Source organism: Halorubrum sp. JWXQ-INN 858 (assembly GCF_009806985.1).
GTDB lineage: Archaea > Halobacteriota > Halobacteria > Halobacteriales > Haloferacaceae > Halorubrum.
In genome coordinates, this window is record NZ_WUAX01000011.1 from 376,284 (window position 1) to 394,445 (window position 18,162).

18 protein-coding genes, 1 tRNA gene and 1 pseudogene are annotated in these 18,162 nt (G+C 68.1%); 14 read left to right on the plus strand and 6 right to left on the minus strand.

What is annotated here, in order from left to right; genetic code table 11:
* Positions 1-299: 299 nt before the first annotated feature.
* A complete protein-coding gene (locus GRS48_RS10660; RefSeq protein ID WP_159486257.1) occupies positions 300-2,243 on the minus strand; it encodes a flippase activity-associated protein Agl23 in 1,944 nt (647 codons plus the stop codon).
* Between the two features lie 187 nt (positions 2,244-2,430).
* Between GRS48_RS10660 and GRS48_RS10665 the strand changes: the two genes are divergently transcribed.
* The 9 genes from GRS48_RS10665 to arsN2 all read left to right on the plus strand — a co-directional run bounded on the left by GRS48_RS10665 (position 2,431) and on the right by arsN2 (position 10,697).
* A complete protein-coding gene (locus tag GRS48_RS10665; RefSeq protein ID WP_159486259.1) occupies positions 2,431-3,048 on the plus strand; it encodes a CDP-alcohol phosphatidyltransferase family protein in 618 nt (205 codons plus the stop codon).
* A gap of 170 nt (positions 3,049-3,218) precedes the next feature.
* Positions 3,219-4,046 (plus strand): RNase P subunit p30 family protein, encoded by an 828-nt coding sequence (locus tag GRS48_RS10670; protein ID WP_159486261.1) that lies wholly within the window; start codon positions 3,219-3,221, stop codon positions 4,044-4,046.
* Positions 4,030-4,668 carry a class I SAM-dependent methyltransferase gene (locus GRS48_RS10675; RefSeq protein WP_159486263.1) on the plus strand — a complete coding sequence of 213 codons (639 nt, stop codon included), beginning with the start codon at positions 4,030-4,032 and terminating at the stop codon, positions 4,666-4,668. The genes GRS48_RS10670 and GRS48_RS10675 overlap by 17 nt, the downstream gene beginning before the upstream one ends.
* 16 nt (positions 4,669-4,684) lie before the next feature.
* Complete coding sequence (locus GRS48_RS10680) at positions 4,685-5,164, plus strand: Rpp14/Pop5 family protein (protein WP_159486265.1); 480 nt, start codon at positions 4,685-4,687, stop codon at positions 5,162-5,164.
* 4 nt (positions 5,165-5,168) lie between these two features.
* Complete coding sequence (gene psmA, locus GRS48_RS10685) at positions 5,169-5,966, plus strand: archaeal proteasome endopeptidase complex subunit alpha (RefSeq protein WP_159486267.1); 798 nt, start codon at positions 5,169-5,171, stop codon at positions 5,964-5,966.
* 200 nt (positions 5,967-6,166) lie between these two features.
* Positions 6,167-6,649 carry a GNAT family N-acetyltransferase gene (locus GRS48_RS10690; protein WP_159486269.1) on the plus strand — a complete coding sequence of 161 codons (483 nt, stop codon included), beginning with the start codon at positions 6,167-6,169 and terminating at the stop codon, positions 6,647-6,649.
* Positions 6,650-6,715: 66 nt separating this feature from the next.
* On the plus strand, positions 6,716-8,164 hold the full coding sequence (locus GRS48_RS10695) for an ATPase domain-containing protein (RefSeq protein ID WP_159486271.1): 1,449 nt from the start codon (positions 6,716-6,718) through the stop codon (positions 8,162-8,164).
* Positions 8,165-8,168: 4 nt separating this feature from the next.
* Positions 8,169-10,154, plus strand: a complete 1,986-nt coding sequence (locus tag GRS48_RS10700; protein WP_159486273.1) for a PAS domain S-box protein — start codon at positions 8,169-8,171, stop codon at positions 10,152-10,154.
* An 87-nt stretch (positions 10,155-10,241) separates the two neighbouring features.
* On the plus strand, positions 10,242-10,697 hold the full coding sequence (arsN2, locus tag GRS48_RS10705) for an arsenic resistance N-acetyltransferase ArsN2 (protein WP_159486275.1): 456 nt from the start codon (positions 10,242-10,244) through the stop codon (positions 10,695-10,697).
* Between the two features lie 16 nt (positions 10,698-10,713).
* Here the strand turns inward: arsN2 and GRS48_RS10710 are convergent, their stop codons facing one another.
* The gene (locus tag GRS48_RS10710) at positions 10,714-11,763 is read right to left on the minus strand and encodes a hypothetical protein (protein ID WP_159486277.1); all 1,050 of its coding nucleotides are present in this window, start codon (positions 11,761-11,763) and stop codon (positions 10,714-10,716) included.
* A gap of 180 nt (positions 11,764-11,943) precedes the next feature.
* Between GRS48_RS10710 and GRS48_RS10715 the strand changes: the two genes are divergently transcribed.
* Both GRS48_RS10715 and GRS48_RS10720 read left to right on the plus strand, forming a co-directional pair.
* Positions 11,944-12,675: a DUF5781 family protein gene (locus GRS48_RS10715; RefSeq protein ID WP_159486279.1), complete on the plus strand. Its 732-nt coding sequence runs from the start codon at positions 11,944-11,946 to the stop codon at positions 12,673-12,675.
* A 152-nt stretch (positions 12,676-12,827) separates the two neighbouring features.
* A tRNA-Arg gene (locus GRS48_RS10720) sits at positions 12,828-12,900 on the plus strand.
* A 195-nt stretch (positions 12,901-13,095) separates the two neighbouring features.
* Here the strand turns inward: GRS48_RS10720 and GRS48_RS15090 are convergent.
* Together GRS48_RS15090 and GRS48_RS15240 are read right to left on the minus strand one after the other, a co-directional pair.
* Positions 13,096-13,236 carry a hypothetical protein gene (locus GRS48_RS15090; protein WP_200840251.1) on the minus strand — a complete coding sequence of 47 codons (141 nt, stop codon included), beginning with the start codon at positions 13,234-13,236 and terminating at the stop codon, positions 13,096-13,098.
* A 25-nt stretch (positions 13,237-13,261) separates the two neighbouring features.
* A pseudogene (locus GRS48_RS15240) lies at positions 13,262-13,749 on the minus strand (type II toxin-antitoxin system death-on-curing family toxin).
* Positions 13,750-13,955: 206 nt separating this feature from the next.
* Here GRS48_RS15240 and GRS48_RS10730 point away from each other — a divergent pair.
* Positions 13,956-14,993, plus strand: coding sequence for a restriction endonuclease (locus GRS48_RS10730; RefSeq protein WP_159486281.1), 1,038 nt, complete (start codon positions 13,956-13,958; stop codon positions 14,991-14,993).
* A 15-nt stretch (positions 14,994-15,008) separates the two neighbouring features.
* On the opposite strand, the gene GRS48_RS10735 is transcribed toward GRS48_RS10730, so the two are convergent.
* Positions 15,009-15,878: a DNA adenine methylase gene (locus tag GRS48_RS10735; RefSeq protein ID WP_159486283.1), complete on the minus strand. Its 870-nt coding sequence runs from the start codon at positions 15,876-15,878 to the stop codon at positions 15,009-15,011.
* 90 nt (positions 15,879-15,968) lie between these two features.
* Between GRS48_RS10735 and GRS48_RS10740 the strand changes: the two genes are divergently transcribed.
* Positions 15,969-16,301: an antibiotic biosynthesis monooxygenase gene (locus GRS48_RS10740; protein WP_159486285.1), complete on the plus strand. Its 333-nt coding sequence runs from the start codon at positions 15,969-15,971 to the stop codon at positions 16,299-16,301.
* Between the two features lie 71 nt (positions 16,302-16,372).
* Here the strand turns inward: GRS48_RS10740 and GRS48_RS10745 are convergent, their stop codons facing one another.
* Positions 16,373-17,023, minus strand: a complete 651-nt coding sequence (locus GRS48_RS10745) for a PHP-associated domain-containing protein (protein WP_321168401.1) — start codon at positions 17,021-17,023, stop codon at positions 16,373-16,375.
* Positions 17,024-17,187: 164 nt separating this feature from the next.
* Here GRS48_RS10745 and GRS48_RS10750 point away from each other — a divergent pair, with 164 nt between their 5' ends.
* A complete protein-coding gene (locus GRS48_RS10750) occupies positions 17,188-18,120 on the plus strand; it encodes a diacylglycerol kinase family protein (RefSeq protein WP_159486289.1) in 933 nt (310 codons plus the stop codon).
* Positions 18,121-18,162: the final 42 nt, after the last annotated feature.

Below are 18,162 nucleotides of genomic sequence, written 5' to 3' on the forward strand. Positions count from 1 at the left end.
CCGAGCGCGAGGGAGTCGGCCGCCACCGGCGGCCGACGAGGCTGGGGAGGCGTGAGGTGCGGGACGGTCGCGGCGTGGTCGTGATTCGAGGATCGCTTCGAACCGCGACCGTCGAATCGAAACCGTCGAACCGCGACCGTCGAACCGAACCGTCGACGCCTCCGCATCAGTGTTCGACGTCGCCGCTACGCCGACTGATAAACCGCCACCGCCACTACACGCGGGTCACCGACCGCCGGCCGGTGCCCGGTACCGGATGCCGGATACCCGGTACCGGATCCCCGGTCCGATCCGCGGAGTCATCCCCGGCGGTCGCGGTCGGCGGCCGCCACCGCGCCCTCGTCGACGTAGACGACTACCGGGAACGACCAGAGCCGGAGCTCGTGCTCGCGGGCGACGTGGCCGTCGAGGTGCGGGTCGACCGCCGAGCGGTCCGCCGCAGGGACGACCACCACGGGCGGCGCGTCCGCGAGTACCGCGGCGTGGTCGGCGTCGGGCGGCACGCTGTCGACCGTCGCTCCCGCGCGCTCGAAGTACCACGGCAGGGGGAGCCGGTCGTACCAGCCGCCCGGCGCGCCCTTGTCGTCGGCGGCGGACTCGTCGGCGACGTAGAAGGCCGCGTCGCGGTCGTCGATATCCCCCCCGACGAACAGCACGTCGACGTCGCCCCCGTTCGCGGCGATGGCGGCCTCGGCGTCGTCGAGCGACACTCGGAGGTCGTTGTGCGGCTGGGCCCACTGCACCATCTCGGTCTGGCCGGCGTCCGTCGAGTTCCAGTAGGTCGCCGTCGGCGCGACCATCCCCGCGCCGGCGACGAGCAGCACCACCGCGGCCAGCGCGGCGGTTTCGCGGTCCGCGAGGCGGGCGGCCCGAAGGCCGCGGCGCGCGACGTAGACGACGCCGACCGCGGCGGGGACCGTCAGCGGGATCACGACGTGGACCGCCGACCACGGCGCGTTGATGTCGGTGGCCGCGGGATACCCCAGGAGGCTCGCCAGCGCCCAGTAGGTCGCGAACGCCACGAACGCCCGACTCCGTCCCGCAGGGATCCCCGGGACCGTCGCGGCCCCCGGGGGCGACGCTCCCTCGCCGGACCGAGCCAATGCTCCGCCGTCCGCCCGCGTCGGCCCCGCATCGTCCCCCGCGGTCCGCGCCGCATCGTCTCCCGCGGTCCGCGCCGCATCGCCTCCCGGGTCCCGTCCCGTATCCTCCGCCACGGTCGCCGACGTGTCCGAGACGTAGCCGTCGACGACGACGCCGACGATCGCGAACGCGCAGACGACGGCGGCCCCGTACGCCAGCGTCTCCAGCTCGTGGCCGAGGAACTCCAGGTACGGGTTCGACTGCATGTCGCCGGCGATCCACAGGTCGACGAGCTCGCGGGCGGACCCGACCGTCGCCTCGTGGATCACCGTCAGCCAGAGCGATGGGTCCTCGAGCGACGCGTACAGCAGCGGCCGCGGCGCGTACAGGGCGACGATGATCGCGAGGAACGTCAGGGCCGCGCCGAGGAGGTGGGCCGGCACGACGAGCCGCGCCGGCCGGTCGCCGGAGGCGTCCCGGAGCGCCTCGCCGGCCGCCGCCCGCCACGCTCGCCACACGCCGCGAACCGACTCGCCGGCGTGCACGCGCCGGACCAGCCGGTGGTCGACCACGAGCGCGGCCGCGCCCGCGAAACAGAGGACGTAGAGGATCGTGTTCGCCTTCGTCGACAGCGACAGCGCGAGAAAGGCCGCCGAGGGGTAGAGGTAGCGGAGGCGGCGCGTGTCGAGCGCGCGGACGGCGAACCCCAGGGCGACGAGCGCGAAGCCACCGACCAACACGTCGTTGCGCATGAACCGCGAGTAGTAGACGAGCAACGGGTTGAACGCGAGGAACGCGGCGAGCGCGACGACCTCCGCGCGGTCGAGGTGCGCCCGGAACAGCCACGCCGACAGCGGGAGCAGCCCGCCGACGACCGCGACGACGAGCCGGGCGGTCCCGTCGGTCGGCGGGAGGACGCCGAAGACGGTCGCGTTGACGATACGGAGGAACGGCCCGTGGATGATCGGCGCGTACGCGAACTCCCCCGTCTCGGCGTACCGGAGGGTCCAGTAGCCGACGCGCCCCTCGTCCCAGTGAAACACTCGCCCGCCGAGATCGAACAGGCGGAGCGCGAGCCCGGCGACCGCGATCGCGACGACCGCGAGCAGGCTCCGCGAACCGACCGAACCGGGGCTCCAGCGGCGCGGGGACGACGACATACGCGGGTACTCCGGGCGGGGCGATACAACTCTTTTCGTTCGTCGCGCAACGCGTTGCGGTCGCCGCGCCCGTGCTTTCCAGTCGCCGCGGCCGCGCTGTTCGTTCGCCGCGACCACGTCGACTTATGGCCCGCCCCCGAGTAGCGGCGCGTAGCATGGCCACCGAACGTGGCGGGTGGGGGAAGCGATGACGCTGGACAGGCTGCGGCCGGTCGCGAACCGGGCGATCGCCCCGTTCGTCGCGGCCGCCGAGCGCGTCGGCGTCTCCGCGAACGCGATCACGATCGTCTCCGTGGGCACCGCGGCCGGGGGCGGGTACGCGCTCGTCCTCGGCGGGTCGGAGCCCGCGTGGTACGGCGTCGCCGCCGTCCTCGTGTTGCTCACGGGGTTCCTCGACGTGCTCGACGGCGCGGTGGCGCGCGCGACCGACACGGCCTCCGACTTCGGCGACTTCCTCGACCACGTGCTCGACCGGTACGGCGACGTCATGGTGCTGGGCGGGCTCGCGGTCGGCGTCGGACAGCACGGGCTCGGCATTCTGGCGGTTTCCGGCGTGCTGCTCACCGCGTACCTCGGCACGCAGGGCGACGCGTTAGGGCTCGGCCGGATCTACGGCGGGCTGCTCGGCCGCGCGGACATCCTCGTCATCGTCGGCGTCGTCGCCGCGGTCGCGACGGTCACGAACCCCGCCGTCTACGGGTTCACGCTGGTCGAGTGGTCGGTCGTCTTCTTCGCCGTCTTCACCCACGTGACGGCGCTCCAGCGGTTCGTGTGGTCCTGGCGCGAGCTCCGGGCGGACGGGTAGTCGACCGTCGCCGAGAACCTCCACCGAGAACCCTTGCCGAAAGTCCCCCGCCGAAAGCTCCTGCCGAAAGCCCCCGCCGAAAGCTCCTGCCGAAAGCCCCCGCCGAAAGCCTCGTCCAACTCCCCGCCGAAAACGCAACGACGAAACCCCCCCGTCGAGAAGCGAGGGACATGTACGAGGCGGTCCACGCGTATCCCGACGGCGACGCCACGGTCTCCCGCCACGCCCGGACGGCGGCCCGCCACGGGTACGACGGGATCGTCGTGCGGACGCGCGACGCGCTCCCCGGGATCGGCGAGGCGGGCGAGGGCGATCGGTACGATGCGGGTGATGACGGACGACGGGAGGCTGACTCGGGCGACGACGGTCGACGAGAGGGCGACTCTGGAGGCGCGGACGCCGACGAGCCGCGGGGCGGCGACGCCGTCGCGATCCGTGAGCGCTACGGGGTCGACGTCGTCGACGCGGTCGAGATCGACGCCGACGACCCGGGCAGCGCCGGCGGCGCGGTCGGCAACTACCGCCCCGATCGGACCGTCGTCTGTGTCGTCGGCGGCGACGACCGGCTGAACCGCTTCGCGGTCGAGGAGCCGCGCGTCGACGTCCTCGTCCGCCCGACGCGCGGCGGGGGCGGGTTCAACCACGTCCTCGCGAAGGCCGCCCGCGACAACGGCGTCCACGTGGAGTTCGACTTCGGGCCCGTCCTGCGCGCGACCGGCGGCCAGCGCGTGCGGAGCCTCGCCGCGCTCCGCAAGCTCCGCGAGATCGTGACCTACTACGACGCGCCTCACGTCGTCAGCGCGAACGCGGGGTCACACCTCGAGCTCCGCGCCCCGCGGGAGGTCGTCGCCGTCGGCGAGGCCGCCGGCTTCGACCCGGAGTGGGTCCGCGAGGGGCTCCGGGCGTGGGGGGGTATCGCGGAGCGGAACCGGGAGCGGCTCTCCGAGGGCTTCATTGAGCCGGGGGTCCGACGTGGACGGTATGAAACGCAGCGTTGAGGAGATGGCCGCCCGGTTCACGGAGCAGGCGGCCGACTACGACGAGGAAAAGGGCGCGGAGTACCGCGCGTGTGCCGCGCTGGTGATCGAGTACGCCGACCCCGACCGCGACGACGTCGTCTTGGACCTCGGCACCGGGACGGGCGCGATCGCCCTCGCGCTCGCGCCCGACGCCGAGCGGGTGATCGGCCGCGACATTAGCGAAGGGATGCTCGATCGGGCGCGCCGCAAGGCCGCGGACGCGGGGATCGAAAACGTCGAGTTCGGCTACGGCGAGTTCCGTGACCCCGACGTCCCGACGGGCCGCGCGGTCGACGTCGTCACCTCCAACTTCGCGCTCCATCACCTCGACGACGACGAGAAGCGCGCGGCGATCCGCGTGATGGCCGGGACGGGCGCGCGCCGGATCGTCCTCGGCGACGTCATGTTCTTCGAGGGGCCGGACCCCGACGAGCCGTTCTACAACCCCGACGTCGACGACCCCTCGACGGTCGGGACGCTCGTCGAGGCGTTCACCGACGTCGGCTTCGCGGTCGTCGTCGCCGAGCGCGTCCACGACCAGGTCGGCGTGCTCGTCGCCGAGCGGATCGGGTCCGGCGACGAGGTGCCCGGCGCGGAATGACGGGGAACGAACGCCGATGAAACACCTCCCGAAACACCTCCGGCCGCACTGGCGGTACGTCGCGGTCGGGATCGAGACGTGGCCCGACGCCGACGTGTCGCGTCGGGGCTTCCAGCGTGCGGTGTGGTACGCCGCGGGCAACCTTCTCGGAGACCCCGGCAGCGCGGACGCGGGGCTGAAACTGCTCGCGTTCTCGCACGCCGACGGGGAGGGCGAGGCGATACTCCGGGTGCGGCGCGGCCACGTCGACGACGCACGCGCGGCGATCGCCTGCGTGAGCGAGGTGGGCGGCGACCCGGTTGGGATCCACGTCCGCGGGATCTCCGGCACGGTGCGTGCCTGTGAGGAAAGATATATGGGTCGTGCGGGCGGCGATCTAACACAGCGAGACGTCGCGTTCGCGGACGCCGACGCGACCGCCGTCGTGCGTGGGGACGCGTACGACGTGCGGACCGGGTCGGGGGACGTCGGCGCGACGGCGTTCGACACCGAGTGATATCATGCAGGGCCAATCCCAACAACAGGCGTACGACCGCGGCATCACCATCTTCTCCCCCGACGGTCGGCTCTACCAGGTCGAGTACGCGCGGGAGGCAGTGAAACGAGGGACGGCGAGCGTCGGCATCCGTGCGGCCGACGGCGTCGTCCTCGCGGCGGACAAGCGCGCGCGCTCCCCGCTGATGGAGCCCGAGAGCGTCGAGAAGCTCCACAAGGCCGACGACCACGTCGGCATCGCCAGCGCGGGCCACGTCGCCGACGCGCGCCAGCTCATCGACTTCGCGCGCCGACAGGCGCAGATCAACCGCCTGCGCTACGGCGAAGCGATGGGGATCGAGACGCTGACGAAGACGATCACTGACCACATCCAGCAGTACACGCAGGTCGGCGGCGCGCGCCCGTTCGGCGTCGCCCTCGTCGTCGGCGGCATCGAGAACGGCGAGCCCCGGCTGTTCGAGACGGACCCGTCGGGCACGCCATACGAGTGGAAGGCGCTCTCGATCGGCTCGGACCGGAGCGACCTCCGCGAGTTCCTCGAGGCGGAGTACGACGAGGGGCTCACGACGGACGAGGCGCTCGGGCTCGCGCTCGACGCGCTCGGGCAGACCAACGAGGACGGGCTCACCCCCGACGGCGTCGGCGTCGCCACGATCACCGTCGAGGACGAGACGTTCACCCAGCCCTCGAACGAGGAGCTGGAGGCGATCCTCGCGGAGCGTGACCTCCTCGCGGAGCCGGACGACGAGGAGGACGCGGAGGACGGCGACGCGACGGACGCCGACGACGCGACCGAGGAGTAGACGCCCCGCTTCCGAGCGGTCGTTGACCGCGATCCCGCCCGGAGCGCGATCCCTCGGTGGGGGTCCCGCCCCGACGGCCTCCCGTTCCTCGACTCCCCGCGGCCCGCACCCTTCCGAGACGGTCGCTCTCACGTCCTTCCGGGACGGTCGCTCTCACGTCCTTCCGAAACGGTCATTCTCGCCCCGCACCCAGAACGCGTATGAGCGACGCCGAACGGGTCCCGCAACGGGGCCCTCGCCGGGCCGATCCGGCGGTTCCGGAGGGATACGAGCTCCGGGAGACGACGCCGTCGGTCGCGGACTTCCTGCGGCTGCGCCGGGCCGCCGGGATGGCCGAGCGGAGCCGCGAGGCGGTCGCGCGCGGCCTGCCGAACACGACGTACGGGGTCCACGTCGTCGCGGTCGGGGACGGCCGCGAGCCGGAGACGGTCGCGATGGCGCGGATCGTCGGCGACGGCGGCTCCGTCTTCCACGTCGCCGACATGGCCGTCACGCCGCCACACCAGGGGCGCGGGCTCGGCACCGCGATGATGGACGCGCTGGCGAACTGGCTGCGAGAGAACGCGCCCGACGGCGGCTACGTCAACCTGTTGGCGGACGTCGACGGCTTCTACGAGCGGTGGGGGTTCGAGCGCTCCGCGCCCGCCTCGAAGGGGATGTGGATCCGGACCGCGGACCTCTGAGGGGGCGCGATCGCGACGACTCCTGATTCAGTTACCTTCATGCCCGTCGAACGGGAGACGTAGATAATGAGAAACGACGCCCGAGCGAGCACCGGCATTGACGGGCTCGATACGGTTCTCGACGGGGGGCTGCTCCCGAACCGGTCGTATCTGCTTCGGGGCGGGCCCGGCACGGGGAAGACCGTCCTCGGGTTCCACTACCTCACCGCCGGCGCGGACGCCGGCGAGTCGACGCTGTTCGTCAACTTCGAGGAGCCGACGGAGCGGATCCGCGAGAACGCGGCCACGCTGGGGTTCGACCTCGACGGCGTCGAGTTCCTGGACCTCACCCCGGGCGCGGACGTGTTCACCGAGGACCGGACGTACGGCGTCTTCGCCGCCGACGAGGTCGAATCGGGCGAGGTGAGCGGCCGGATCATCGAGGCCCTCGATCGCGTCGAACCGGACCGGGCGTTCGTCGACCCGTTGACGCAGCTCCGGAACCTCGTGCGCGACGACTACCAGTTCCGCCGGGAGGCGGCGTCGTTCATGCGGTACCTCACCGACAACGACGTGACGACGCTCTTTACCGCCCAGCCCATCGGCAACGACGCCGTCGGCGACCTCGAGTTCCTCTGTGACGGGAGCCTCGAACTCCGCCACGAGCGGAAGGGGCGGACGGTGACGGTGAACAAGTTTCGGGGCTCCGGGTTCCGTTCGGGCTCTCACACCGTTCGGATCGACGACGACGGGATCTGGACGTACCCGAAGCTCGTTCCGACCGACCATCGCCGACAGCTCTCGGGGGACACGGTCTCCTCGGGCGTCGACGACCTCGATGCCCTCCTGCACGGCGGGATCGAGCGCGGCAGCGTGACGGTCGTCTCCGGCCCCAGCGGGGCCGGCAAGACGACGACCGGGAGCCAGTTCGCGAAGGAGGCGGCGGCCCGCGGCGAGCGGTCGGTGATCTACCTGTTCGAGGAGGACGTCGCCTCCTTCACGCACCGGTCGAAAGCGATCGGGATCCCCATCGACGAGATGCGCGCGGACGGCACGCTGTCGCTCGTCGAGGTGGAGCCGCTCGAGGTCTCGGCCGACGAGTTCGCCGCGTGGGTCCGCGAGGAGGTCGAGAACCGAGGAGCTCAGACGGTGATGATCGACGGTCTCGCCGGCTACCGGCTGTCGATACGCGGCGAGGACGACGACCTCGTCCGCGAGATCCACGCGCTGTGCCGGTACCTCCGGAACATGGACGTGACGACGCTGCTCATCGACGACGTCGGCACGGTCACCGGGGACTTCGAGCCGACGAGCGACCGGATCAGCTACCTCGCGGACACCATCCTCTTCATCCGGTACCTGGAGATGGACGGCGAGCTCCGGAAGGCGACCGGCGTGTTGAAAAAGCGCGCGAGCGACTTCGAGCGGACCCTCCGTGAATTCGAGATCACGGCGGAGGGGATCGCCCTCGGCGAACCGCTCCGAAACCTCCGCGGGATACTCACCGGCACCCCCGAGTTCACGGGCGACGAGTGACCGAATGACCGACCGATCCGGCGGCGACGATCGACGACGGAACGGGCGCGGCGATGGACACGGCTCCGATGCGGATGGCGATGGACGCGGCTCCGGCGGGAGTGGAGACGAACGCGGCTCCGGTGAGGAGCGACGTGAGGGCTCATACGCGCGGATCTGTTGTTGTCTCCGCCCCGGCGAGGACCGTCGGCTGCTCGTGGAGTGGCTCGATCGCCACGGCTACGATCCGGTCGTGGCGGCCCCCGACGAGCTGTCGACGGTCGCCTTCGACTGCTGTCTGGTCGACGTCGCCTCGCTTCGGGCGGCCGAAGGGGCGCTCCGGGCCGCCCGCATCGACGGCGATGGGATCCGGCCGTGCCTGCTCGTCGCGCCCGGCGACGCGTCGGCGGCGCTCGCCGCGCTCCCGGACTCCGCGGCCGACGTCGTTACGGACGTGCTGGGGACGCCGCTTCGATCGGTCGTGTTGTGCCGGCGGCTGGAGGGCGCGCTGTCGGTGCGACGGCTGTCGGCGGCGCTCGCCGGGAGCCGGGAGCGGTACCGCCGTCTCATCGAGCGGACGCCGGCCGCGGTGTTCCTGCTCTCGGACGGCGTGGTCGTGTACCGCAACGCGGAGGCGACCCGGCTGCTCGCGCCCGCCGCGGAAGCCGTCGACGGGACCCGGTTTATCTCGCTGATCGCCGAGTCGGACCGCGACCGGGTCGCGTCGCTGCTGGACGGGCTGTCGTCGGACGGCGAGACGGGTCCCGTGGAGGCGTCGATCGTCGGTGGGAGCCGGTCGATCCCGACGGAGATCGCGGCGACCGCGGTCGACGACGGGCCCGCGGAGCCGACCGATGGCCCGGCCGACGGTCCGACCCGTGGTCCGGACGTCGCCGCTCGCCAAGGGATCCCCGACGCGGACGTGCAGGTGGTCGTTCACGACGTCTCCCGGCGGCGGGCCCGCGAGGATCAGCTTCGGCTGTACCGCCGTGCGATGGACACCGCGACGGTGGGGATGACGATCACCAACCCCTCGCTGCCGGACAACCCCCTCGTCTACGTCAACGACGAGTTCGTGCGGCTGACCGGATGGTCCCACGAGGAGGTGCTCGGTCGGAACCCGCGACTGTTCCAGTGTGCGGACACCGATCCGGAAACGATCGCGCGGGTTCGACGGGCGATCGACGAGGGCGAACCCGTCTCCGTCGAGCTACTCAACGAACGGGCCGACGGAACGCGGTGGTACAACGCGCTCGACGTGGCCCCGATACACGGCCCCGACGGGGCGGTGGAGTACTTCCTCGGGTTCCAGCGCGACGTCACGGATCGGCGCGAACGCGAGATCCGTCTCGCCGTGCTCGATCGAGTGTTGCGACACAACCTCCGAAACCGACTCAACGTCGTCCTCGGCCACGTCGCCGAGTTGGAGGACGAGGCCGATGATCCCGCCTTCCACACGGCGCGGATACGGTCGGCCGCCGAGAGCCTCCTGTCGCTGTCGGACGCGGCCCGTCGGTTCCGGTCCATCCTCCACGGGCGCGACGGGACCGACGACCCGCTCCGGCTCGATCACGCGGTCGCCGACGCGCTCGCGACGCTCCGGAGCGCACACCCGGGCGCTATCGTCGACGCCACGCTGATGCCGGCGACGGTTCGGTCCGGTGCCGGGGTGACGGTCGCCGTCGAGGAGCTCGTCACGAACGCGATCGACCACTGCGACCGTGACCCCGAGGTGACCGTGACCGTCGAGCGCGAGGGCGATGACGCCGTGCTGTCGGTCGCCGACAACGGACCGGGGATCCCCCCGCAGGAGCGGCCGTCGCTCACCGGCGGCCAGGAGACACCGATCGAGCACGCCTCCGGGCTCGGCCTCTGGCTCGTGAGGTGGGTCGTCGACGACGCGGGCGGCTCCGTCTCGTACGCCGACAACGACCCCCGCGGCGCGGTCGTCAGCATACGCCTCCCGATCGTGGCCGAGGACGGACAGGAGCCGGAGCGGAACGACCGGTAACCCGCGGAACGGCCTCCGCGCTCCCCCTGTGACGGGACGTCCCGACGCGGCCGTGACGGTTTTGCGGGCCGTGCCCCAACGGGACGTATGGTCGACCCCACAGTGACGCTCCGACCCGCCGAAACGGCCGGGAGGATCGGGACCGTCGAGCGCCTCCTGCGGGACAACGGGCTCCCGACCGACGACGTCCGATCGAAACCCGAGGCGTTCTCCCTCGCCGTTCACGACGGGGAGACCATCGGTGTGGGCGGAGTCGAGACGTTTGGATCGGTCGGGCTCCTTCGGTCCGTCGTCGTCGCCGACGGCGTTCGAGGACGTGGTTACGGCACGGCGGTGTGTGACGCGCTCGAGACCGCGGCTCGGGACGCGGGCGTCGTCGACTGTTTCCTCCTCACGACGACGGCGACGGCGTTCTTCGAGGGACGCGGCTACGGACGCGTGGCGCGGGCGGCGGTCCCGGACGCGATCCGGGAGACCGCGCAGTTCGCGGACTACTGTCCGGCGAGCGCCACGGTCATGCACAAACGTCTCGCGGACGACTGAGCCGCCGATCGCCCCGCTACGGAGCGACGACGAGCGCACGCGGAGTCGCCTCCGGGAGGCGAACCGGCACTCGATCGAAGGAGTCGCCGGCGTCGCGTGTCCGATACAGCCCACGGTCGTGGACCGCCCACAGTTCGCCCGGGGCGACGCCCGCCGCGAGGACGGCGCGGTACGTCCCCTCGCCGGTCGGGATCCCGCGGTCGTCGAGCCGTTCCCACGTCGTTGCCGATCCGGCGTCGGGTCCGTCCGCCCTGCCGTCGGTCACCGGCGAGGACGACCCGCGCTTCCGATACAGGTACGCGTTCCCCCGTCGGTGAGCGTCGCCCGCCCCGGCGGCGGCGCTCGCGAGGACGGTGTCGGGGTCGCCGGGGTCGACCGCGAGCCCCCAGACGTACCGGTGGTCGAGCCCGTCCTGCGGGGTCGTCCACGTCGCTCCCCGGTCGTCGCTTTCGGCGTATCCGTCGCCGGCGGCAGCGTAGACGCGGTCTGGCGCGTCCGGATGGGTCGCGAGCGTGTGGTTGTCGCGGCGGGAGCCGGGCGGGCGGTCGATCCACGTCCCGCCGCCGTCGGGGGTGACCACCAGCGCGCCCGCCTCGACGCCGACGTACCACCGCTCGGGGTCCGCGGGACACGCCTCGATCCAGCGCACGTGGTGGGTGTCCGGGCGGGGCGGGAACGACCACTCGGGCGCGGACGGAACCGTCGCCACCCCCGACACCTCCTCGAAGGAGTCGCCGCCGTCGGTCGAGCGGTACAGCCGGGACGGCTCGGTGCCGACCCAGACCTCGTCCGGATCGACCGGCGACGTCGCCACCGCGGTCACCGCGTCGTGGTCGATCCCGTCGACACCGACGCGCTCGACGGAGTCGCCACCGTCCGCCGTGCGGTACAGTCCCCCGCCGAACGTCCCGGCGAACACCCGGTCCGGCGCATCCGGGTGGACAGCCAGACACTCGACGTCGCGATCCGCGAGGAGGACCCCGTCAGGGGAGCCATCGTGCGGGGCTCCGCTCTCGTCGACGTCGACGACGTGAAGGCCGCCCCGGTAAGCCACGTACACGGTCATGCGTCCCGATCGAGCGCGCGACGACATAAACGGTCGCGCGACGAGGCGAACGGGGCGGTGTGGGACGGAGCGGAAGCGGCCGGATCGGTTTGGACGTATGGAACGGAAGCGGACGGATCGGTCGAGGAGGCCCGAAGCGCCGCAAGAGACTTATCCACAGACGGTATGTCAAATACACGCATGGATCTCCGCGTACAGGGGGACGTCCCCCCGGACCCCTTTCTGAGTGCGGCCGACCTGTTCGAAACCGAGTTCTCGCTGGAGAACCCAGTCCGCGTGCGCGTTCGCGAGGACCCCGACGAACGGACGTGGGCCGGCCACTACCGGGACCACCACGTGTTGAACGTCTCTCGACGGGCGGCGACGAGCGCGATGGCGCGCGAGCTGGCCGTCCACGAGCTCTCGCACATGGCCCGCTACGAGGAGGGTCACGCCTCACACGTCCAATCGACCGAGGAGGCGCTCTACCTCGGGCTCGCCGGCGAGCGCGTCGAGCGACAGAAGTTCGCGCACTGCTACCAGATCGCCAACCACATGAAAGACATCTACGCCGACGACATCACGCTCTCGGTCGCCCCCGCGGACAAACTGCTCGGGTTCCTGGAGTCGACGTTGGCGGCCGCCGTCGCGGACCGCCCTGATCCGCCCCGCCCCGGATCGCACCCGTCGACCGCGGGAGCGGACCCGGAGATCACCGCGGTGAACGCCGCGTTCGCGCTCGCGCTGATCGAGCGGCACGACATCGCGCCGCCGACCCACCGGATCTACGACCTCGCCCGCGCCGCGGGAAGCGACGCGCCCGCGGTCGACGTGAACGCGTTTAAACGGCGGTTCCTCGCGCTCGGACCGGACCCGACCGAGAGCGACTACCGGAAGGCGCTCGTGGCGACCACCCGGGCGTACGCCGTCTGAACCGCCTTCACGTCGTCCGCCCGTTTACCGGACGATCCGCGGGAGGATCCACGGCTCGGCGTCGCCGTGGCCCGTCCGTATCGCCCGACGGCGGCGCGGACGCGACACCGAGACAGAAGCGTTAAACGCTCGCCCGAAATACGCGTTCGTGTGGGCGCGTAGCTCAGCGGACAGAGCACTTGGTTCCGGACCAAGATGCCGCGGGTTCAAATCCCGTCGCGCCCGTAGTCTTCTAATCGCATGACGGCGTCGGAGTAGACGTCGGAATACTCCAAGGATGTGCTTTCGTTCGACAGGTGGCCGCCTACTGGTGCATCGGTGGGGGTCGCGTACAGGCAAAGCTGGATTCGATAGAGAAAATCACTCGCAGAGTGATTTGGTCTGGCCGGCTCCGACTAACGATTGCTCGGTACTGTCTGGTTATTCGTCTTCGAGAGCGTCGTAGATGTCCCGGTTCGCATCTCGGTCGTCCTCCGCGACCCGTCGAACCAGTTCCCGCCGGATGTCCTCCATCACGTCATCAAGCGGGGAGGCCGTTTCTGCGCTTTCTTCGGTGGCCATGCCTGAACGGACGCGTCGAACGCCGTTAATCGTTCGGGTCCGACGAATCGCCGGTCAACTGGTCTAGCCCGTGTCGGACGAGTTCGTCTCGCCACTCCTCGATCTCGCCGGCCAGATCCAGTTCCGCGGTGTGGGATCGCAGATACTCGGTAGTATTCTCCTCGTCAACAGCCGCTTCGTCGGTGCCGAATTCCTTCAGAATCGTCCTGATTTCGTCGTCGTATTCGAACCGATATCCGTTGAGGAAGTAAAAGACGACCGTCACGTTGAGCGCAGTTCGTTTGTTCGCATCGACGAAGGGATGATTGGCGACGAGGAGCCGGAGGAGGTGATAACCCTTCTCGTGGATGTGTCCGGCGAGGAACCAAAGCTGCCCGCTTCGATGTAGTTCAATACGAACTCGATGTCACCGCGGTTCCGAACACCGGCGGGAGTGTCGGGGTACTCCGCGACGATGTCGTCGTGGATGGCGACGACGTCTTCGACGGACGGGTACCACAACGAGTCAGCCATTCGCTCCAATCTCGATGCTACATCAGTGTAGATGTTGCTATGGGTGAGCCGGGTGTATATAAGGCGAACCTCCAGCGAGGGTTTTCGTTTCAACTACTAATAAGTCCGTTTGAATCAGACTGCTTAGACCTGGATCTGAGGACTTGTTTAAATACTACACCTCTAGCGAGTGGGTTTTTGTTCGGCCATGAGAACCTCGATCGTGAATGAAAGCATCGACGGCGAAAGAGGAACTGCTCGATAAAGGCCTACAGATCGACCACGAGCAGTTTGAACAGCTCTGTAAGATGGTGATCGAGCGTGCGGAGCCAACGCGCGAACTCGAACTAACACCGTTCCGTGGCGATGGTGGGATCGATATTCACGCAGTCATCGATCGAGAACTGTTCCACGCACGGCTCGGCGTACAAGCGAAACAATATGCTGCCGGAAACACCGTCGGCGCTCGCACCCTCCGCGGATTTAAAGGTGCACTCTCGGAGCAACAGTATCACATCGGAACGGTGATCACGACGTCCTCGTTCACGTCCGGAGCAGAGACAAGCGCAGACCAAGATTTCATCCGATTGATCGACGGAGACCGGCTCACGGACATCATGATCGAGAGCAGCATCGGCGTCGTTACAGACGATGAATCATACGAACTCGATCCCACGTTTTGGAGTGCGTTCGAGAAGCCGGAGCGCACCGATACGATTCCGTCACTAGAAGTACCACAGGCGGACAATTTCAGCGTGATACGTACGGTCACTCGGGCGGTTGGATCGGGTTCGGATATTAAGCCCGAGATCGCAGACTACGTTCGAAGACAGACGGATACGGACACGTTCGATCCACGGCAAGCCGATTATTATGGTATTGCCGCGTGGCTTCTCCAGTTTCTCCACAAAGAACAGGAGATCGAAATCGACAACCGCACCATCCGTCGTTGGGGACTCACCAGGCTCGGTGAGGAATACCTCACATATCTCGATCGTGGCAATCGAGAATCTGCAAATTCCCTTCTCACACAGCAGATCCGCGATGTCGAGATCATCTCTCGTGTATACGCTCAACTAGAAGCAGAGGGTACTCTCTCCCGACGTGATATTACGGAGATCCTCGCTGCCGAAACGGATCTCTCGAACTCAACCACTCGTCGACGCGCCCGAACAGTTGGGCAGTGGCTCGTCCGCCTTCCAGAGATCACTACGAATGGGAGGGGATCCGAGCAACAATACGTTCTGGCCTCAACGCCACGTTGAGTGGTCTTCGACGACTCACCCAGTAAAGTCGGAGAGAGTCTTTCGCCGTCGGTCATCCCGTGGAACGTTCGTAATGAGTACTTCCGAGACCTCCCCACGACTACTGGGATCGCTATTTATGGCACGAGTGGCGTCTACGTAGCTGATCGAGAACACGTCGTGGCCTTCGTATAATTCCGTGACCGGCGGCGAATTAGAGAGAATCACGGAAACATCCATTTCCGTGAGTTCTATCACGACATCACGAAGTCGGCGTTGGTCCTCTCGGTCAAATCCATCCGCCTGATATGAATTGAAATCCGCGGTTTTCGACACCGGTTCGTACGGCGGATCAAAATATACAAGATCACCGCTAGAAGCCTCATCCATGACGTAGCTAAAATCCGTATTGAACACCGCCGTGCCTTGGAGAACACGTGATGCCTTCCGAATCCGCTGCTCTTGTACCCAATCCGGATTTGAATATCGTCCGAAAGAGACGTTGAATTCGCCATCACCGTTCTCCCGATACAATCCGTTGAAACACGTCCGATTTAAATATAAAAGTAAGCTCGCCTCTCGAACCCGCTCGTCCCGTGTTAGATCCGACTGTGTAAGGAGCGAATTGAACTCCGAGCGAGCGTTGTAGTAGTATTCTTCGGTGTGTTCGTGTGTTTTGTTCTCGGTAATAAGGGCGTTCGGTTGGTCTCGAGCAATCTCATAAAACGTCGTTAACCGCGTGTTCAGATCGTTTATTGTCCCATCGTCAGGAGCCTGATGAAAAAAGACAGCGCCACCTCCTACGAACGGTTCGTGATACGCCTCATATGTGGTCGGAAACAGCGCCGTGATCTCTGAGAGAAGCTGGCGCTTCCCACCCGCCCATTTTAAGATCGGCTCCACCATTCAATATAGATCTCCTCGGTATTAGCAAAAAGCTGTCTCGTTAGAGTAGTGGGGAAGCGTCTTGTTGACGCGGACGAGTGAGTAGCGCAGATGTATGTGGTAACGTTCCGTCTCGATCCGGGTGAGTACGATACGGAGTTTCACGAGTTGAATGACGCGATACAGGCGGCTGCCGAGAACACGGAGGGATATCTGGACGAGCGGACGTGGCACGACCCGGAGAGCGAGGAGGTGCTCGTCGTGTACTACTGGGAATCGTTGGACGCGCTCGAGTCGTTCGGCGCACATCCGGACCACGGACGGGCGAAACGACGGTGGACGGAGTGGTACGACGCCTACGAGGTCACCGTCACGGAAGTCCTCGAATCGTACGGAAGCGGATTCGGCGACGACACGGACCCACCAATGGGAGGATCCCTCTGACGGAGCGAGTCGGCATGCTGGCGGCCGGACGTACGTGACGTCCTCCCTCTCCGTTCACGGCGAGGCGGGTGTCACAGATGCCCACGCAGTCTGTGGACGTTCGCGTACACCGAGCCGAGGGCCCGCACCAAGCGACCGTCGCGAACGACCGGTTCGACCCGGCCGTCGCGGATCGCCTCGACGACGGCCTCCGGCGTGAGCCGGTCGATGTCCAGTCGCGTCGAGAGCCGTCCGACCTCGAACGGGAAGTGGGCGTCGCTGCCGCCGACGACCGGGAGGCCGCGATCGCTCGCGAGACGGCGGATGCGCTTGCGATGCTCGGGGTGTTTGCCGTTGATCTCTATCGCGTCGAAGTCCGCGTCGCTCTCCCGAAGGCGACTGTTCCGGAACGGGTGGGCGACGATCGCGACGCAGTCGTGCCGGTGTGCGAGTTCGACGGCGGCTTCGGGAGAGAGGGTCCCGGCCTGCGTGCGTTCGGGCGGGTTCGGGCCGATGACGAGAAGGTGACCCGCCGTCGTCGAGATCTCGATACCCGGGATACAGGCGTCGCTCACCAGGGTGTCACGCCGAAAGAAGTCGTGATTCGTGACTGCGACCCCGTCGAGTCCCCGCCGGCGTGCTACCGTGAGGGTCGCCCGTACGCCGTGGGGGTCGTAGCCGGCCGCGAACCCGGGAGCGCGATGGAAGAACCGGCTGTGCGTATGGAGGTCGCAGTCGAACACGGTCGTTCTGGTCGCGCGCTCCCCATAAAACACCAGTATCGACCGACGGAGCTCGCTCGCAGGGAGTGGGCGGTGCCCGCACGCCCCCGCATGCCCTCCGCACGCCCTCCGCACGCCCCGGGTGTAGTCGCCATCCATTTCAGGACGTGGCGTCACGACGTGGTATGAGTGGACCACGTACGGTCGTCGTCAGAAACCCACGTAGCGGCGACGGGAAGCGGACCCGGCTGGCACGCGAAATGGCCGTTGCACGCGGCTGGGAGGTCCTGGACAGCGAGAGCGGGGACGACACGGTCGAACTCGCGGCCGAGGCGGCGGAACGCGCGGACGCGGTCGTTGCCTGCGGAGGCGACGGGACCTTGAACGGGACGCTCACGGGCGTCCTCGAGGCGGGGAAGTTAGACGAGGTTTCGCTGGGCGTTATCCCGGCCGGGACCGGGAACGACTTCGCGGACAACGTCGGAATCCGTGGCGTCGAGCACGCCTTCGAGGTCATCGGATCCGGTGACACGCGTGCGCTCGACATCGGGATGGCGAACGGTCGCCCCTTCCTGAACTCCTGTGTCGGTGGTCTGACGGCGGACGCGAGCGCGAAGACGACGCCCGCCCGCAAGCGACGGCTCGGCGTGTTGGCGTACGTGCTTACGACGATGTCGCTGTCTCGGGGGTTCGAGGGACTGAAACTACGGGTCTCGGTGGGCCCCGACCGGGACCCCGTCTGGACCGGAGACGCGCTGATGTTGCTGATCGGGAACGGCAGACGGTTCCCCGGCGAACGGATGCGTCAGGCGAACATGGAGGACGGACTGGTGAACGTCGTCATCATCGAGGACGTGCCGAGGCTCGACTACTTCTCGACGGGTGCCGCCGACAAACTGCTCCGTCGGAACGCCACGCACCTCACGCGAGTGAAGACGTCTCACCTGCACGTAGTACACGAGGGAGCGCCGGTCCAGTTCAGTCTCGACGGCGAGATGATCGACGGGACGGAACTCACGGTCGACAGCCAGCCGGGAGCGATGGAGTTCTTCGTCGGCCCGAGTTACGATCCGAACCCGGAGGAATGGGGGACGACACCGGTGCGCCGTACGGAATAGCGGCCGTGATCGGTAAGGGAAACCTGTCGGTCGGTGCGTGCC

What these genes read in the sequence shown, in the direction of transcription:
- GRS48_RS10695 (WP_159486271.1), top strand. Translation starts at nt 6,716, where the DNA reads ATGAGAAACGACGCCCGAGCGAGCACCGGCATTGACGGGCTCGATACG.
- GRS48_RS15090 (WP_200840251.1), bottom strand. Translation starts at nt 13,236, where the DNA reads ATGGCCACCGAAGAAAGCGCAGAAACGGCCTCCCCGCTTGATGACGTG.
- GRS48_RS10690 (WP_159486269.1), top strand. Translation starts at nt 6,167, where the DNA reads ATGAGCGACGCCGAACGGGTCCCGCAACGGGGCCCTCGCCGGGCCGAT.
- GRS48_RS10750 (WP_159486289.1), top strand. Translation starts at nt 17,188, where the DNA reads ATGAGTGGACCACGTACGGTCGTCGTCAGAAACCCACGTAGCGGCGAC.
- GRS48_RS10660 (WP_159486257.1), bottom strand. Translation starts at nt 2,243, where the DNA reads ATGTCGTCGTCCCCGCGCCGCTGGAGCCCCGGTTCGGTCGGTTCGCGG.
- psmA (WP_159486267.1), top strand. Translation starts at nt 5,169, where the DNA reads ATGCAGGGCCAATCCCAACAACAGGCGTACGACCGCGGCATCACCATC.
- GRS48_RS10670 (WP_159486261.1), top strand. Translation starts at nt 3,219, where the DNA reads ATGTACGAGGCGGTCCACGCGTATCCCGACGGCGACGCCACGGTCTCC.
- GRS48_RS10680 (WP_159486265.1), top strand. Translation starts at nt 4,685, where the DNA reads ATGAAACACCTCCCGAAACACCTCCGGCCGCACTGGCGGTACGTCGCG.
- GRS48_RS10700 (WP_159486273.1), top strand. Translation starts at nt 8,169, where the DNA reads ATGACCGACCGATCCGGCGGCGACGATCGACGACGGAACGGGCGCGGC.
- GRS48_RS10665 (WP_159486259.1), top strand. Translation starts at nt 2,431, where the DNA reads ATGACGCTGGACAGGCTGCGGCCGGTCGCGAACCGGGCGATCGCCCCG.
- GRS48_RS10730 (WP_159486281.1), top strand. Translation starts at nt 13,956, where the DNA reads ATGAAAGCATCGACGGCGAAAGAGGAACTGCTCGATAAAGGCCTACAG.
- arsN2 (WP_159486275.1), top strand. Translation starts at nt 10,242, where the DNA reads ATGGTCGACCCCACAGTGACGCTCCGACCCGCCGAAACGGCCGGGAGG.
- GRS48_RS10675 (WP_159486263.1), top strand. Translation starts at nt 4,030, where the DNA reads ATGAAACGCAGCGTTGAGGAGATGGCCGCCCGGTTCACGGAGCAGGCG.
- GRS48_RS10710 (WP_159486277.1), bottom strand. Translation starts at nt 11,763, where the DNA reads ATGACCGTGTACGTGGCTTACCGGGGCGGCCTTCACGTCGTCGACGTC.
- GRS48_RS10735 (WP_159486283.1), bottom strand. Translation starts at nt 15,878, where the DNA reads ATGGTGGAGCCGATCTTAAAATGGGCGGGTGGGAAGCGCCAGCTTCTC.
- GRS48_RS10740 (WP_159486285.1), top strand. Translation starts at nt 15,969, where the DNA reads ATGTATGTGGTAACGTTCCGTCTCGATCCGGGTGAGTACGATACGGAG.
- GRS48_RS10715 (WP_159486279.1), top strand. Translation starts at nt 11,944, where the DNA reads ATGGATCTCCGCGTACAGGGGGACGTCCCCCCGGACCCCTTTCTGAGT.